This is a genomic window from Microbulbifer mixtoriginis (SeqCode) (assembly GCF_052466865.1).
Map to the genome: position 1 here is coordinate 4,937,447 of NZ_CP174293.1, position 15,054 is coordinate 4,952,500.

The window sequence follows — 15,054 nt, forward strand, 5'->3', positions numbered from 1 at the left end:
TGCCTTGGCCCCGGCCAATCCAGTTTATTTCACGATAAAACTGCCCCTATCGACACCGGTATTTCCGGTTTTAGCGTCATAAGCGTAAACCAGAATTTCGTAGACGCCGGGTAAATCCGTGGCGAAGGGCGCACTAAAGGTATTCATAGTGTCCTGGATTTTCAGTGGCACTGTGGCAAATTCGCCTCCTTTTCGCTTCACTATTGCAGTGACTTCAATCTTGCTGCCATCCCATAAGCCACCATCGGTGAAGGAACAGCCACACATCATCACCACATTGGCGCGGATCTCGAATGGACTCTTATCCAAACCGGTGTAAAGGTGAGTCTGAGGACTGAGCAGGTCCACCACCATGCCGGGGATTTCCACAATCAAGCCCTCGCCACCAATAGGCTTGCCGGGCACCAACCAGGTCTGGGTCTGCGCCACCACGCGGGCCTGTTTTTTGATGTAAGGGGCCAGAACCTCAATGGTAAGGAAAACTGGCTCACTAATATCCAGATTAGCGGTGAATTTAGCGGCCCCCTCGGCAATAGGCACATAGCGCTCACGCGGGGTCTTCATGATCTTACCAGTATCGCCGGTGCTCCCCTGGGTCAAGCCCTGTGCGAGAATTTCTCCAGTATCTGCCACACGGATAATGACCATGGCCCCCCCAATGGAGGAACCGATAAATTTGGCATCCTTAGCTTTGGCACGCACGGTAATTTCGGTAGAAACCACCTTAGTATCCGTCTTGGCCCAAAGTGGAACAGCAACTAATTGGGCAATTAAAAAACATAAAATAATAATAATTTTTTTCATACTCAGCCTTTTTTTAAGCTCTAATTCCTTCCATAAGCTAGACACCTTACTTCCAACAGGTGATATCAAAAGACATTCTCCTCTTTGGGGCCATATAAATCAAAACCAAACGATTTTCAAATTAGGTATAAATTTTACATTACAATAGTTTTCGCGGTGAGAAAGGTGCATTGCTTAAGGACTAGTTACTGAACAAACATGGTTTCTTTTTATGTTGAAACTAGCCGGTCAGCTAACAAAAAAGCTATTCTTCACCTTAACAGCTTTATCTGGAGCTTACGCCCTTACGGCCTATATTTATAACAAATGCTTTCCTCAGTCAGTCACCTTTAACAGAGAATTTATCTCAAAAAGATTTGTTAGAAACTTAGATCATCTACAAGATAAAGACACAATCAAAGTACTAATCATTACGGGTGGGGGCGTTCGCGGACTTATCCCCCTCTATGTCCTGCAATATATCGAGAAAAACCTAGGAAAACCGATTAATGAAGTATTTGATGTTTTTGCCGGAGTATCCACTGGAGCCTTTATAACAACATAACAACTGGAATCAACATCCCAGGTACTGCTATTCCAGACCACTATGGCAAGAATATTTCTCACCTAGACTACCTAATCAATATTTATAAAGATGAAACGACTTATATCTTTAAATCCCCCTGGTATCACAAGCTGCTCACTGGGGCTGGGCTCTTCTCACCAGCCTATTTCGGCAGACGCCTACATGAGATCATGGAAAAATACTATACAAAAGATCTAAAATTTAATGATTTAGATAACTACGTTATTATTCCAACGTTAAACATAGATAGCGGAGAAATATTTTTATTCAAAAATCGAGGAGATGCGGCTCTAGATTTACCCACTAATAGCCTATACCAACTGGTAACAGCTGCTGCTAGTGCCGAGACGGCTTTCCCTCCAGTCTCTTTTGAATCGATGAAGTCCAACGTTCAATCTTCCTTCAGAATTTACCCAGCAGCTAAAGAAAAGGATATTTGTTGTGTATTTGCAGATGCGGCTATAGCTATAAACAACCCGTCTAGTTTAATTCTGAGAGACATTATTCATGAATTCCCAGAAAAAAAATACTACATACTGGTCTTGTGCTCTGGATATCCAAAACTACTAAGCTCAAGTATGAAGTACCACTCGCTGAGAAAATGGGGACGCATTCACTGGGCTCATGATGCTTTTACCAACATGCAGCGCTCTATGGATAAAAACCAACTTTACACTCTAGAGATTGCCAAAATTCTTTCCAAGAAGGGGCGTATCGAATACGATTTTCTCAACGTGGATATTGACCAACCTTTCGTGGGCATATTCGACTATGACCTGTTGCATCACCTAAAATATTATTCAGAAAAATTAATCAACGAGAATAAATGCAGCATAAGAAACATTATCCGACACCTCAGCCGCATGGATTAACGTCGATCTTAAAAAACTAAAAAGCTGAGAAAATCTTAAGTCAACCTAATCATTCCGGGAAAACAATTCTTTAACTCCCACCACCCCATATAGTTTATTATCAAACTTTCCCAACTGTTTTGGCTTGAAAATTTACCCAGCAGTTCCGATGCACTCTTAAGGTTTAATGAATAATGAGAGCTTTAATTTTTTCTCTTTGGCCAAAAAATTAAAAAACGGGGAAGGTAAGAGTCACCCTCATAAAAAAAGCCGGGCAATGCCCGGCTTTAATTCAATAACCAAGTTAGCTTTTAAGCGCTCTTAATTGAGTCTACCCAAGCAGTCACTCGGCTCTCCAGGACTGGGACCGGCAGTGCACCGCCACCCAGTACGGTGTCGTGGAAACCGCGGATATCGAATTTGTCGCCCAGCTGCTCCTCGGCCTGCTTGCGCAGCTCCTGAATCTTCAGCATCCCGATCTTGTAGGCGGTAGCCTGACCCGGCCACACCAGATAGCGGCGTACTTCGGAGCGCACGGCTGTTTCAGGAATCGCAGAGTTTTCCAGGAAGTATTCTACCGCCTGCTCCTCGCTCCAACCCTTGGCATGCATGCCGGTATCCACTACCAAGCGGATAGCGCGCCACATTTCTGCGGTCAGATGGCCAAACAGGTTGTAGGGGTCCTCGAATGCACCCATCTCCTTAGCCAGTTTTTCAGAGTACAGGGCCCAGCCTTCGACATATACGGTGAAGTGCGCCTGGGTACGAAACTGTGGGATATCCTCCAGTTCCTGCGCGATGGAAATCTGCATATGGTGGCCGGGGTTGCCCTCGTGGTAAGCCACAGTTTCCATATCGGTCGTGGAGTAGGCGCTCATGTCAGACAGGTGCGCATAGTAGATGCCAGGGCGAGAACCGTCTGGAGTGCCCGGGTAGTAGTGCTGGGCACCACCATCCTGCTCGCGGAAAGATTCCACCCGCTTAACCACCAGCTCCGCCTTGGGCAGCAGGCCGAAGTAGTCCGGCAGTTTCTTGGTGATGTCGTCGAGGAAAGCCGTGGAATCATCCAGGTAACCCTGGCGGCCTTCGTCAGTATTGGGGTAGTAGAACTGGCCATCTTCACGGATAAAGGTGAAGAACTCCTGCAGGTTGCCCTCGTAGCCCACCTGCTTCTTGATGGTCTCCATCTCGCTGCGAATACGCGCTACTTCCTTCAGGCCGATATTGTGGATTTCATCGGCGGTCAGGCTGGTAGTGGTGGTATTTGCCAGGCGCTGGTTATAGTAGGCCATACCATTCGGCAGACTGCTGGCACCCTGAGGCTCTGCAGAGGCCTTCTGCACATCTTTCTCCAGCCAGGTAATCAGGGTCTTATAGGCTGGCAGGAACTCAATCTCCAGGGCCTTGCGCGCGTCTGCGGTCAGCTTATCGGCCTGCTTCTGGTCAATCTTGCCGGCTTCCAACAGTTCAGCGACTTTGCCTTTGGCTCCGGCCCATAGGGGGGCGTCCTCACCATCGGTGAAGGGAGCACCGTCGATCAGCTTGCTGGACTGCTCGATCGCGCCCTCGTAAGCGAAGCGCGGTGGGCGAATGCCCTCTTTGGCAGACTGCTCAGCGCGCTCGCGCAGCTGATTGATAGCCCGGGAAATACCGCCGATACGGGCGATATACGACTGCATATCCTCGATATTGTCCACCTTGTGGAAGTTCAGCAGAAAGTTGGGCAGTTGCGACTGCACGCCGCCCATCTGCTCGAAAATATAGCCATGGCGCTTAAAGGGCTCGGCGGCTTTGGCCTGCTCAAACTGGTAAACCCAGATATCGTAGGACGTTTTCCCTTCTTGACTCAGCTTGTCGTAGTCGAAGTTCTTCTTCAGCTCTGCAACGGCCTTTTCCATCCAGGCCAGCTGGCGCGCCTCAGCGGCTTCGCTCATATCGTCGATCTGGTCGTACTGCTCCTTGCGGCCGAGATAGGACAGCTGCATGGGGCTGAACTGCAGCTGCTCTTCGTAACGCGCATCCAGCCATTCGGTCAGACGCTTGGTCTCAGCCACCGCATCAACGGTTACAGGGGCCTCGGCAACGGCACTTTGAGCTTTATCGGCATTCGCTCCTGCTTGAGCGCTCTTATCGCCCTGACAGCCCGCAAGGATAGCGACAGCCAGCAGGCTGGGGATCAAAGGGTTGTTCAGCTTAATCGGCATTTTCCTATCTCGGTCAAAAGTTGTACAAAAAAACGCCGCTAACTTTGACACGAAATCTTTGAACTGTCGATTCGAGCTCTTTCAAACGCTATATCTGCGCGTCGAGACGAGCAGTCTTGGTGAGGGTTTCGCCTAAAATGGCGGATCATTGGGACTCTGTGTTATGTCTTCGGCTCGGGGGAGCTGGGATCGGGCCACTCGGGCTTCTGCACAATATGCAGCTCCCGCTGGGGGAAGGGGATCGTTAAACCCGCGCCCTCCAGGGCGGGTTTCAAGCGCTTCATGAGAGTCCAATAGACATCCCAGTACTCAACAGTCGGTGTCCAAATCCGAACTTGCAGGTTCACCGCACTATCCCCCAGTGCGCGAACCGCGAAGCTCGGCTGCGGCTCCGATAGAATTCGCGGTTCATCTGCCACTAGTCGGCGCAATACTTGTATACCCGCCTCGATATCGTCTCCGTAGGCGATGCTCGCCACTATTTCGACACGACGAGTCTGATTGTGGCTGTAATTGGTGAGGGTCTGCCCCCAAATGGTGCTGTTCGGTGCTGTAATTCGCAGGCCATCGCTAGTATCCAACGCAGTGGTAAAAAGACCCACCTGACGCACTGTGCCCATGGTCTGGCCAAACTGAATCACATCGCCGACACGAAAGGGGCGCAAACTCAGCAAAATAAAACCGGCCGCAATATTTTGCAGGGTATCCTTTAAGGCCAGTCCCACCGCCAAACCGGTAGCACCGAGTAAGGCGATCAGACTCGTGGTATTGATCCCAAACACATCCAGAACCACCAGCGCCCCGACAATATAAATAGCCCAGGTCGCAATATTGCGCAGCACCGGCACGAGTGTCGCATCGAGCCGGCTGGTTAATCGATTTATAGCGCTTCGCGCCAGGTGGGCCACCCCCAGAGTCACTGCAATAACCAGCATTGCGGCCGCAATCCGTAAAAAGCCAGCAGTGAAGAGAGGCCAGTAACTTTCACCAATACCATCAAGGCTCATAGGGGTCCTCCTGTTCATTGGCAAATGCGCTGATAAAAAAAATCGGAACCGGCTAACCACAGCGGTTATTTGCTTTCTAAAGTAGTCCCGCCGCCTCGGCTTCATCCAGGCAGCGCTGACGCGCAGGGCAAGTGTGCAAATGGTCATTAACCATACCCGTGGCCTGCATATGGGCGTACATAATGGTAGAGCCAACAAAACTAAAGCCGGCTTTTTTAAGCGCCTTGCTCATCACATCAGATTCCGCTGTACTGGCCGGTACCTGCTTGAGGGAACGGGGTTTATTCACGATCACCTTGCCGTCGGTAAATTGCCAGAGAAAGTCAGAGAGCGTTTGCCCTTTCTCTCGCAGTGCCAGTGTTGCGCGGGCATTTTTAACCGCAGACTCCACTTTGAGACGGTTGCGTATGATCCCCGGGTCCTGTAGTAACTTTTCTATCTTGCGCGGCGTATAGCGCGCAATTTTTTCTGCATTGAAATTATCGAAAAGACGGCGGTAGTTATCCCGCTTATTTAATACGGTTATCCATGACAACCCGGCCTGGGCCCCCTCCAACAGCAGAAACTCAAACAGGGTGGCCTCATCGGTTACCGGGCGACCCCATTCCTCATCGTGGTAGCTTTGATATAGCGGGGTGGACAGGCACCAGCCACAGCGTTTCTCTTCCATAATAGGTTCCTAAAACTTATTTTCCTTAATCTCAAGCAGTGACGGCGCTCGGTAACAATACCGAGCACAGCCAGCAAAAAGGAGAGGACTAGTGCTATTGGGCTCCGGAAAAGAAATAGTGCTGAATCAACTGCAGAACCAACAACAAGGAAACCAGGATAAAAATAATATTACTGCGATTCACTTTATCTCCAATAATTTTTGCTCTACTAACCAGTCGCGACATTCGCACAACATGGCATCCAATGTCACCTCTGATTGATAGCCGAGTTCGCGTTCTGCCTTGGAGCTGCTAGCTACAACCCGGCGCGTCACCAGGGTGGCCTTTTCCGGGGTAATTACCGGTTCCTTACCACTCACACGCGACCATACATCAGAGAACCAGGCGATAGACTGAATAACGAAGGCGGGAGTTGTACGCTTGGGCACAGGCTTGTGCAGCAGCTCGGCTATTTTGCCAAAAAATTCCAGAAAACTGGCATCGGTGCCGGCGAGGATATAATTCTCTCCACAGCGACCCTTTTCGACCGCCTCGATATGCGCCCGAGCCACCGCCCCGGCATGACAGAAAGACCCCCAACCCGGCGGCACGCCAGGCAATTGGTTTTTATCGATTAGAAAAAATGTCTGCGCCCAACTACTGGTGTCGAATTTCCCCACGATTGCACAAGGATTGAGAAATACCGCATCCAATCCCTTGTCAATCTCTTTGCGCACCGCTATTTCTTCACGCTTTTTGGTATACAGATAATGATGGCGGGGATCGTCTGCACGCTTTTCACTCTCTTCGGTGATCGTATCCCTGTGGTAACCGTAGGCGGAGATCGAACTGGTCACGATCATACGGCCAACATTTTTCTCCCTCGCAACCTTTGCAATATTCGCCGCCCCCTCCACATTGTCCTTCCACTGCTGTGCATTGCCACCGCGCCACATACTGGTATTGGCCGCCATATGGAAAAGGGCATCGACATCGTCAGGAATAGCTGAGCGCAGTGAGTCTGAATCGTTCAGGGAGGCCTCAACCAGCTCCACCCCCATGTTGCGCAGCCTCTCTGTGTTGGAGGTCTTGCGATGCATGGCAGTTACCCGCCAGCCATCGGTTTTCAGTTGCTCGACAAGGTTGGCACCGAGGAAGCCGCTGCCCCCGGTCACGAATGCATGTTTCATAGATCCACCGGATGATTATTTTTTGTTATTCATACCCAGTGATAGCCTCTGCCAAGACTTCCGCACCCCGGGAGGGTAAACCGCAGGCAGTACAACAATCTCGACAGGGTGGGCTGTGCACCAACACTGTTGCTGATGCAGCCCCAGGGTTAAACCCAATCCGCAGTGTCTGAACGGGGGCACCAACACGGCCCCCACTATCTACACATTGAGTCGATGGGAAAGGTTACTCGATTTTCATTCCCAGCTGGTGGGCGAGGAAGCTCCATTGGTTGGCGAAGTCCTCCACCTGCATCCACACCGGCTTGCCGGCACCGTGGCCAGCCCGGGTCTCCACCGCGAGCCATATCGGCTTTTCACAGCCCTGATCCCGCTGCAGCGCGGCCGCAAACTTGTAGCTGTGCCAGGGCACTACACGATCATCGCGGTCGGCGGTGGTGATCAGGGTGGCAGGGTAGCAAGAGCCCTCGCGGGTATTATGAACCGGGGAGTATGCATGCAACGCCTTAAATTCCTCGCGGTTTTCGCTCAGACCGTAGTCACTGGACCACTGGCGTGCGTTGGCGGAAGCGGTGTGGTAACGCAGCATATCGAGCACACCCACTACCGGCAGTGCCGCGGCAAACAAGTCCGGACGCTGCACCAGGGTCGCGCCGGCGAGTAATCCACCATTGGAGCGCCCACTGATACCCAGCTTCTCTGGAGAGGTAACTTTCTCCGCGATTAGCCACTCGGCTGCGGCGATAAAGTCATCGAAGACATTCTGCTTCTGGGTCTTGGTACCCGCCTGATGCCAGGCATCACCGTACTCGCTACCCCCACGCAGGTTGGCCAGCGCCAGGGTACCGCCCATATCCAACCAACCCACAAAGCGGTTGTAAAAGCGCGGCAACTGAGCGGAGTTGAAACCACCATAACCATACAGCAGTGTGGGGTTGGAGCCATCGCGCTTCATACCCTTCTTATGCACCAGGAATAAAGGTACACGGGTGCCGTCTTTGCTCTTATAGAAGTGCTGGCTCACGGTTAAGTCAGAGAAGTCTGCAGCGTATTTCGGCTGCTTAAATATTTTGCTTTCACCGGTCTGCACATTCAGGTGATAAATACTCGGTGGGGTAATGAAATTGGAGAAAGAATAAAAGGTCTCCACTTCATCCGGCTCACCGTAAAAACCCTTCACAGAGCCCACGCCGGGCAATTTCAGCTCGTACTGCTTCTTACCATTGGTGTCAGTCACCAGCACTCGCGACTTGGCATCTTTTAAATAGTGCAGGACGAATCGGTCCCCAATATAGCTGGCACTCTGCAGGGCGCTGCCTCCCTGCGGCACCAGGTCACGCCAGTATTTCCGTTGTGGCTTCGCCAGGTCGATCGCAATTATCCGGCCCAGCGGTGCGCCCGCACTGGTCTCGAAGAAGAAGGTACTGCCCTTATTACCGAGAAACTGATAGAGGCCATCCCAGTCATCCAACAGCTTGATGACCCTGCCGGTGTCATCGCGTAAGTCTCGATAGTAAAAGCCGTTGGAATCATAACCATCGAAAATGGTGAACAGCAGATAATTGCCATCATCGCTTACCTCGGCATCAGGGTTGCGAGTGGGATGGTCGGTAATACGGTATACCAATTGGTCGCGCTCCTGGGAGTCTCCCAGGCGATGGAAATAGACAGCGACCTGCTTGCTATCATCGGCACTGCCATCCTTGTTGAATGGGTAACGACTGTAATAGAAGCCCGATTCATCTGGGGCCCAGCTGGCATCACTGAACTTGATCCCAGTCAGTTGCTCCTTTAGGTCCTTGCCGGTCTTTAAGTCGCGAATACGGTAGTCTGTCCAGTCCGTGCCACCATCCGAAATTCCATAGGCCAGGTAACGCCCCTTGGGGCTGACCTTAAGTCGTTTCGCTGCGATGGTGCCATCCTCACTCAAGCTGCGTGGGTCCAGCATAGGCTTGCCATCCTGGGCAAGCTCCCCGGCGCGGTAGAAAATGTTCTGATCCCAGTCGCCGTTGTTGTAATCGTAGTAGTAGTTATCGCCTTTCTTATAGGGCACCCCATAGCGCTCGTAGCGCCACAATTCAGTGAGGCGATCGTTGATCTTCTGCCAGCCTGGCAGATCCTTCAGGCGAGGTAACGCATGCTTGTTCTGTGCCTTGACCCACTCCTTAACCTCTTCATTAGACATATCCTCCATCCAACGAAAGGGGTCGGATACCTCAACACCGAAGTATTCATCTATGTGCTCAATAGTCTGACTCTTTGGGTAGGTTTCCACCGCCTGCACAGCGGCTGTGGCCAGAGCCCCAACCAGGAGTGCCATTAACTGTTTCTTCATACGGTATTCTCGGTTTCTCTGCATGAATCAGTCCGCTAATCTAGGCGATTTACTCGCAGGGTTCCAGAGAGACAGAGAGGTCTGAGATGAAAGGATTAATCCAACGGGTTAGCCACGCCCGCGTAGAGGTGTCTGGCCAGTCGGTGGGTGCTATTGAGCACGGTATACTCTTGCTGTTGGGAGTGGAGTCTAAAGACAACCGTGAAAGCGCAGACAAATTACTGCATAAGGTACTGAATTATCGGATTTTTCCCGATGAAAACGGCCGTATGAACCACAATGTGCAACAGGCCGCTGGTGGGCTCCTTGTCGTGAGCCAGTTTACCCTAGTCGCTGAAACTGAACGCGGCCTTCGACCCAGCTTCAGTCGCGGCGCCAGCCCACAACATGCCGAGGGCCTGTACGATTATTTTCTTGAGCGTGCTAATGCCGAATTTACACCGGTAGCCAGCGGAATCTTCGCCGCAGATATGCAAGTGTCTCTTCTCAATGACGGCCCGGTTACCTTTATGCTGGAAACCTAAAGTCCTTAAGGGTTTCATTCGCTAAGTCTGAAGTGCCGGGGCAAATCCTCGTAAACTTATTAAGTAAAAACTGCATTTTTATAAAATCGTCTCACTTGAAAGATTCCACCACCAAGGAGAAAAACCGCATGCGGTTAACGGTAACAGAAGATATTTATCTGGAATTTCTACAGGAGAAAGATTCCCAGGAGCTTTTTTATCTAATAGAAGATAACCGCCCACTTTTGGAAAAATATTTGTACTGGGCAAAGTCTGTACAGGATATCGTGTCGACCAAACAATATATTTGCCAGCGTATTTATAGCAAACACAATGGCTCTGCCTGGTACAAGATCATTTTTAATGACCAACTCTCCGGAATAATCGGTGTCAAAGAAGTTGATCAGAAAAACAAGAGTGCCGAAATTGGCTACTGGCTCTCGGCTCACTGCCAGGGCAAAGGTATAATGGCGAAAGTTGTGGCAAGGATTTGCGAAGAACTAAAAAGACAAGCTGGTGTAGCCCAGATAAAAATACACTGCCTTTCAGAAAATACCGCTAGCATTGCGGTTGCAAGACGGGCCGGTGGAATCCACAGTAGCACCATCCCCGCATACCTTACGATCGATGGAAAGTCCCAGGATCTAATGATCTACACCGTCGCCCTCTAACAACATCCACCATTAAAAAATATTATATAGAATTTACTCGGGCTGAATCGTTACCGGACTCCACTCCAAGCCATCAGCCCCCTGACCAGCCTTAAAAATTCTCTTGATTTCCCACTTGTCGGTATCTATTTCGACCACCTTCCCGTCTCTCTGTGATCCGGCATATAGATACTTACCATCGGGGGTAAAGAGTAATGAAGCCGGTTCCCGTGCAGAGGCGGCGCCTAAGTCAATACTCTTAAGCTCTTTGCGGGTTGCCGCATCGTAAATCACCACCCGGTTTCCCTGTAGATCCGCAACTGCAACCAGCTTCCCTTCGGGATGGAAACTTATGCGAATGGGAAGGTAACCAACATCAATGACATCCTTCTTTTTTAAACTAGCCGTGTCAAAGATGAAAATATTTTTTGAGCGATTATTACCTATCCATAGCTCTTTCCCATCGGGACTGACCCATACCGCCTCAGGACCATCACCGGCCGGAAGAGTCTTTTTTAAGGTCATAGTGTCCGTATCGATCACGCTGAAAGTATCCGAACCACGACTGGTAACATATGCAGTTTTAGTATCCGGAGATAAAGCCAGCAGGTGACTTCCTATCTGGTCTGTTGATACAGAACCGAGCACCTTGCCCGCGACAGTATCAACTTTAATCACATCATGAGTTTCTTCCGTGGTCACGATAAGGTCATCACCGCTTCCCAGCCAAGCAATTCCATGAGGGCCCATATGCGGGCTAATATCGATAATGCTCAAGCGTTTGCCCGTAGCCACATCAAAGACATTTAACTCTTCGCCAACGTAGCCATCTTCCAAATAGGAAACCACCACAACCTTTGATTTATCTGGGGACAAAATAAGTTCGTGTGGGGAGCCACCAGTTTCCGTTCGCTTGATTTCCTTCCCATTTTCCAAGTCAATAAAGCTGACTGTCCCTTCATATTTATTTCCCACTATTAGGGTACTCGCAAAAGTGAAACTACCCAGAAACAGGCTCAGGAGAATCAAGCTAGAAAGAATCGACCAGCGCATTAGAGCACCTCACCACTTGGTCCCAACTGGAAGTTATTCACACGGCACAACTATTTAGGCGCCTATGACCTGTCAGTATAGTTAAAAGTGCAAGACACCCTCTGGCTAGGGTCTAGAAACAGGCTCTGACTGTATAGTTTTATAAGTTCTAGTGTTATTTGAGCTAATTACTAACAGAATCCATGGATAGAGCTGTGTATAACTCAGGGATATCCACGCTCAGGCCCCTGTTTCCGCGGGGCTCTTTTCAACGGGCAAAAAAACACCAGCCATTTATCCACTTTCCAGCGCTTGGCGTTATTAACAGAAAGTCTGGATAGACTTGTGCATAACTGCGGTATATCCGCGCCAGGCCCCGTGGTTGCACAGGTTCATTAAAACGTGCAAAAAATCACCGGTATTTTTATTGGTATTTCTGCGCCGTTTTTTTCAACGCAATAATTTTTCTAGGCTAAAGAGCACTTTTTAATTTCAGGTGTTTTTTTGGTGGTGCTTGAGGGGCAGATTAAATAAAACGCGTTATTTTTTTGTATTTCCACTTTTTCCTTACAGAAAAAATTTAAGAAAGCGCTTCATTTATAGGAGGGAAGGCTCCTCGGAGCTTTTTAGAGCCTGCGCTTTTTTCATTGGCTTTTACCGAGTTGGATTTTTCGGCGGGAGTGTTGCGAGTAAAAATTCGATTGGGCTTTTTATTTTTTCTGTATTTTGAATTTATTTTTTTATTCTCTGTTTTTATTTTTTTATGCATTCAATATTTTTTTGCACATAAAAAAAGGGCCACCCTATTGGGTGGCCCTTTTCGGATTAGAAGCCTGACGATGACCTACTCTCACATGGGGAAGCCCCACACTACCATCGGCGATGTTGCGTTTCACTTCTGAGTTCGGCAAGGGATCAGGTGGTTCCACAACTCTATTGTCGTCAGGCAAACTGGCTTGGGTTGGCGTTGGTCTTATAAGCAATCTGCTTGGCCTGCCGTGTTATCGCTGTTTGCCTCGGTCTGCTGACCGGCGATAACCCCAAATAAGTCGGTAAAACAATCTGTAGTAATACACCGCAAGCGATCATTGTGTGTCTTTCATTCCACAATCCGCTAGCTTAGCTAGTCGTTAGTAACCATCTCTGTTGTATGGTCAAGCCGCACGGGCAATTAGTACTGGTTAGCTCAACGCCTCACAACGCTTCCACACCCAGCCTATCAACGTGGTAGTCTTCCACGGCCCTTTAGGACTCTCAAGGAGTCAGGGAAATCTAATCTTGAAGGAGGCTTCCCGCTTAGATGCTTTCAGCGGTTATCCCGTCCGAACATAGCTACCGGGCAATGCCACTGGCGTGACAACCCGAACACCAGAGGTTCGTTCACTCCGGTCCTCTCGTACTAGGAGCAACTCTTCTCAAATTTCCAACGCCCACGGCAGATAGGGACCGAACTGTCTCACGACGTTCTAAACCCAGCTCGCGTACCACTTTAAATGGCGAACAGCCATACCCTTGGGACCGGCTTCAGCCCCAGGATGTGATGAGCCGACATCGAGGTGCCAAACACCGCCGTCGATGTGAACTCTTGGGCGGTATCAGCCTGTTATCCCCGGAGTACCTTTTATCCGTTGAGCGATGGCCCTTCCATACAGAACCACCGGATCACTATGACCTACTTTCGTACCTGCTCGACATGTCTGTCTCGCAGTCAAGCGCACTTATACCATTATGCTCATTGCATGATTTCCGACCATGCTGAGTGCACCTTCGTACTCCTCCGTTACTCTTTGGGAGGAGACCGCCCCAGTCAAACTACCCACCATACACTGTCCTCGATCCGGATAACGGACCAGAGTTAGAACCTCAAACATACCAGGGTGGTATTTCAAGGACGGCTCCACAGTAACTAGCGTTACTGCTTCAAAGCCTCCCACCTATCCTACACAAGTAGGCTCAAAGTTCAGTGCAAAGCTGTAGTAAAGGTTCACGGGGTCTTTCCGTCTAGCCGCGGGTACACTGCATCTTAACAGCGATTTCAATTTCACTGAGTCTCTGGTGGAGACAGCGTGGCCATCGTTACGCCATTCGTGCAGGTCGGAACTTACCCGACAAGGAATTTCGCTACCTTAGGACCGTTATAGTTACGGCCGCCGTTTACCGGGGCTTCGATCAAGAGCTTCGCCGAAGCTAACCCCATCAATTAACCTTCCGGCACCGGGCAGGCGTCACACCCTATACGTCCTCTTACGAGTTTGCAGAGTGCTATGTTTTTAATAAACAGTCGCAGCCACCTGGTCACTTCGACCGGCCTCAGCTTAGGGAGCAAGTCCCATCACCAAAACCGGCGTACCTTCTCCCGAAGTTACGGTACCATTTTGCCTAGTTCCTTCACCAGAGTTCTCTCAAGCGCCTTGGTATTCTCTACCTGACCACCTGTGTCGGTTTAGAGTACGATTCACTATTGCCTGAAGCTTAGAAGTTTTTCCTGGAAGCAGGGCATCAACCACTTCACCCACTAAGTGGGCTTCGTCATCAGTTCTCAGCCTTAGGGACCCGGATTTGCCTAAGTCCCCAGCCTACAACCTTAAACATGGACAACCAATCGCCATGCTGGCCTAGCCTTCTCCGTCACTCCGTCGCAGCAATAGCGAGTACAGGAATATTAACCTGTTTCCCATCGACTACGGCTTTCGCCCTCGCCTTAGGGGTCGACTAACCCTGTCCCGATTAGCGTTGGACAGGAACCCTTGGTCTTCCGGCGGGGAGGTTTTTCACCTCCCTTGTCGTTACTCATGTCAGCATTCGCACTTGTGATACCTCCAGCAGACCTCCCGATCCACCTTCAACGGCTTACACAACGCTCCTCTACCATGCTCCTAAGAGCATCCGCAGCTTCGGTTACCAGTTTTAGCCCCGGTATATCTTCCGCGCAGGCCGACTCGACTAGTGAGCTATTACGCTTTCTTTAAAGGATGGCTGCTTCTAAGCCAACCTCCTAGCTGTCTGGGCCTTCCCACATCGTTTCCCACTTAACTGGTATTTGGGACCTTAGCTGGCGGTCTGGGTTGTTTCCCTTTCCACGACGGACGTTAGCACCCGCCGTGTGTCTCCCGCGATTGCACTCCTCGGTATTCGGAGTTTGCATGGGGTTGGTAAGTCGGGATGACCCCCTAGCCCAAACAGTGCTCTACCCCCGAGGGTGAGACGCGAGGCGCTACCTAAATAGCTTTCGAGGAGAACCAGCTATCTCCCGGCTTGATTAG

Annotated in this window: 12 protein-coding genes and 2 rRNA genes (1 of these 14 running past the window's edge); 4 read left to right on the forward strand and 10 right to left on the reverse strand. The window is 50.2% G+C overall.

What is annotated here, in order from left to right; genetic code table 11:
* Window positions 1-24: 24 nt before the first annotated feature.
* A complete protein-coding gene (locus tag ACJJJA_RS22010; protein WP_444903398.1) occupies window positions 25-804 on the reverse strand; it encodes a hypothetical protein in 780 nt (259 codons plus the stop codon).
* Window positions 805-1,015: 211 nt separating this feature from the next.
* Here ACJJJA_RS22010 and ACJJJA_RS22015 point away from each other — a divergent pair, with 211 nt between their 5' ends.
* Window positions 1,016-1,348: a patatin-like phospholipase family protein gene (locus ACJJJA_RS22015; RefSeq protein WP_444903399.1), complete on the forward strand. Its 333-nt coding sequence runs from the start codon at window positions 1,016-1,018 to the stop codon at window positions 1,346-1,348.
* A gap of 191 nt (window positions 1,349-1,539) precedes the next feature.
* Window positions 1,540-2,241, forward strand: coding sequence for a patatin-like phospholipase domain-containing protein (locus tag ACJJJA_RS22020; RefSeq protein WP_444903400.1), 702 nt, complete (start codon window positions 1,540-1,542; stop codon window positions 2,239-2,241).
* Window positions 2,242-2,531: 290 nt separating this feature from the next.
* Here ACJJJA_RS22020 and ACJJJA_RS22025 read toward each other — a convergent pair whose 3' ends face one another.
* The 5 genes from ACJJJA_RS22025 to ACJJJA_RS22045 all read right to left on the reverse strand — a co-directional run bounded on the left by ACJJJA_RS22025 (window position 2,532) and on the right by ACJJJA_RS22045 (window position 9,630).
* The gene (locus ACJJJA_RS22025; RefSeq protein ID WP_444903401.1) at window positions 2,532-4,424 is read right to left on the reverse strand and encodes a DUF885 domain-containing protein; all 1,893 of its coding nucleotides are present in this window, start codon (window positions 4,422-4,424) and stop codon (window positions 2,532-2,534) included.
* Between the two features lie 161 nt (window positions 4,425-4,585).
* Window positions 4,586-5,431, reverse strand: coding sequence for a mechanosensitive ion channel family protein (locus ACJJJA_RS22030; RefSeq protein ID WP_444903402.1), 846 nt, complete (start codon window positions 5,429-5,431; stop codon window positions 4,586-4,588).
* 76 nt (window positions 5,432-5,507) lie between these two features.
* Window positions 5,508-6,101: a DNA-3-methyladenine glycosylase I gene (locus ACJJJA_RS22035; RefSeq protein WP_444883106.1), complete on the reverse strand. Its 594-nt coding sequence runs from the start codon at window positions 6,099-6,101 to the stop codon at window positions 5,508-5,510.
* Window positions 6,102-6,281: 180 nt separating this feature from the next.
* Window positions 6,282-7,271: an SDR family oxidoreductase gene (locus ACJJJA_RS22040; RefSeq protein ID WP_444887497.1), complete on the reverse strand. Its 990-nt coding sequence runs from the start codon at window positions 7,269-7,271 to the stop codon at window positions 6,282-6,284.
* A 226-nt stretch (window positions 7,272-7,497) separates the two neighbouring features.
* Complete coding sequence (locus tag ACJJJA_RS22045; RefSeq protein WP_444903403.1) at window positions 7,498-9,630, reverse strand: prolyl oligopeptidase family serine peptidase; 2,133 nt, start codon at window positions 9,628-9,630, stop codon at window positions 7,498-7,500.
* 62 nt (window positions 9,631-9,692) lie between these two features.
* Between ACJJJA_RS22045 and dtd the strand changes: the two genes are divergently transcribed.
* Window positions 9,693-10,130, forward strand: a complete 438-nt coding sequence (gene dtd / locus ACJJJA_RS22050; RefSeq protein WP_252083741.1) for a D-aminoacyl-tRNA deacylase — start codon at window positions 9,693-9,695, stop codon at window positions 10,128-10,130.
* Between the two features lie 128 nt (window positions 10,131-10,258).
* Window positions 10,259-10,780: a GNAT family N-acetyltransferase gene (locus tag ACJJJA_RS22055; protein WP_444903404.1), complete on the forward strand. Its 522-nt coding sequence runs from the start codon at window positions 10,259-10,261 to the stop codon at window positions 10,778-10,780.
* A 33-nt stretch (window positions 10,781-10,813) separates the two neighbouring features.
* Here ACJJJA_RS22055 and ACJJJA_RS22060 read toward each other — a convergent pair whose 3' ends face one another.
* From ACJJJA_RS22060 to ACJJJA_RS22075, 4 genes are all read right to left on the reverse strand, one after another.
* Window positions 10,814-11,812: a YncE family protein gene (locus tag ACJJJA_RS22060; RefSeq protein ID WP_444899552.1), complete on the reverse strand. Its 999-nt coding sequence runs from the start codon at window positions 11,810-11,812 to the stop codon at window positions 10,814-10,816.
* Between the two features lie 559 nt (window positions 11,813-12,371).
* Window positions 12,372-12,560 carry a hypothetical protein gene (locus ACJJJA_RS22065; protein WP_444903405.1) on the reverse strand — a complete coding sequence of 63 codons (189 nt, stop codon included), beginning with the start codon at window positions 12,558-12,560 and terminating at the stop codon, window positions 12,372-12,374.
* A gap of 62 nt (window positions 12,561-12,622) precedes the next feature.
* A 5S ribosomal RNA gene (rrf, locus tag ACJJJA_RS22070) occupies window positions 12,623-12,738 on the reverse strand.
* 203 nt (window positions 12,739-12,941) lie between these two features.
* Window positions 12,942-15,054 (reverse strand): 23S ribosomal RNA (locus tag ACJJJA_RS22075) (it continues 769 nt past the right edge of the window).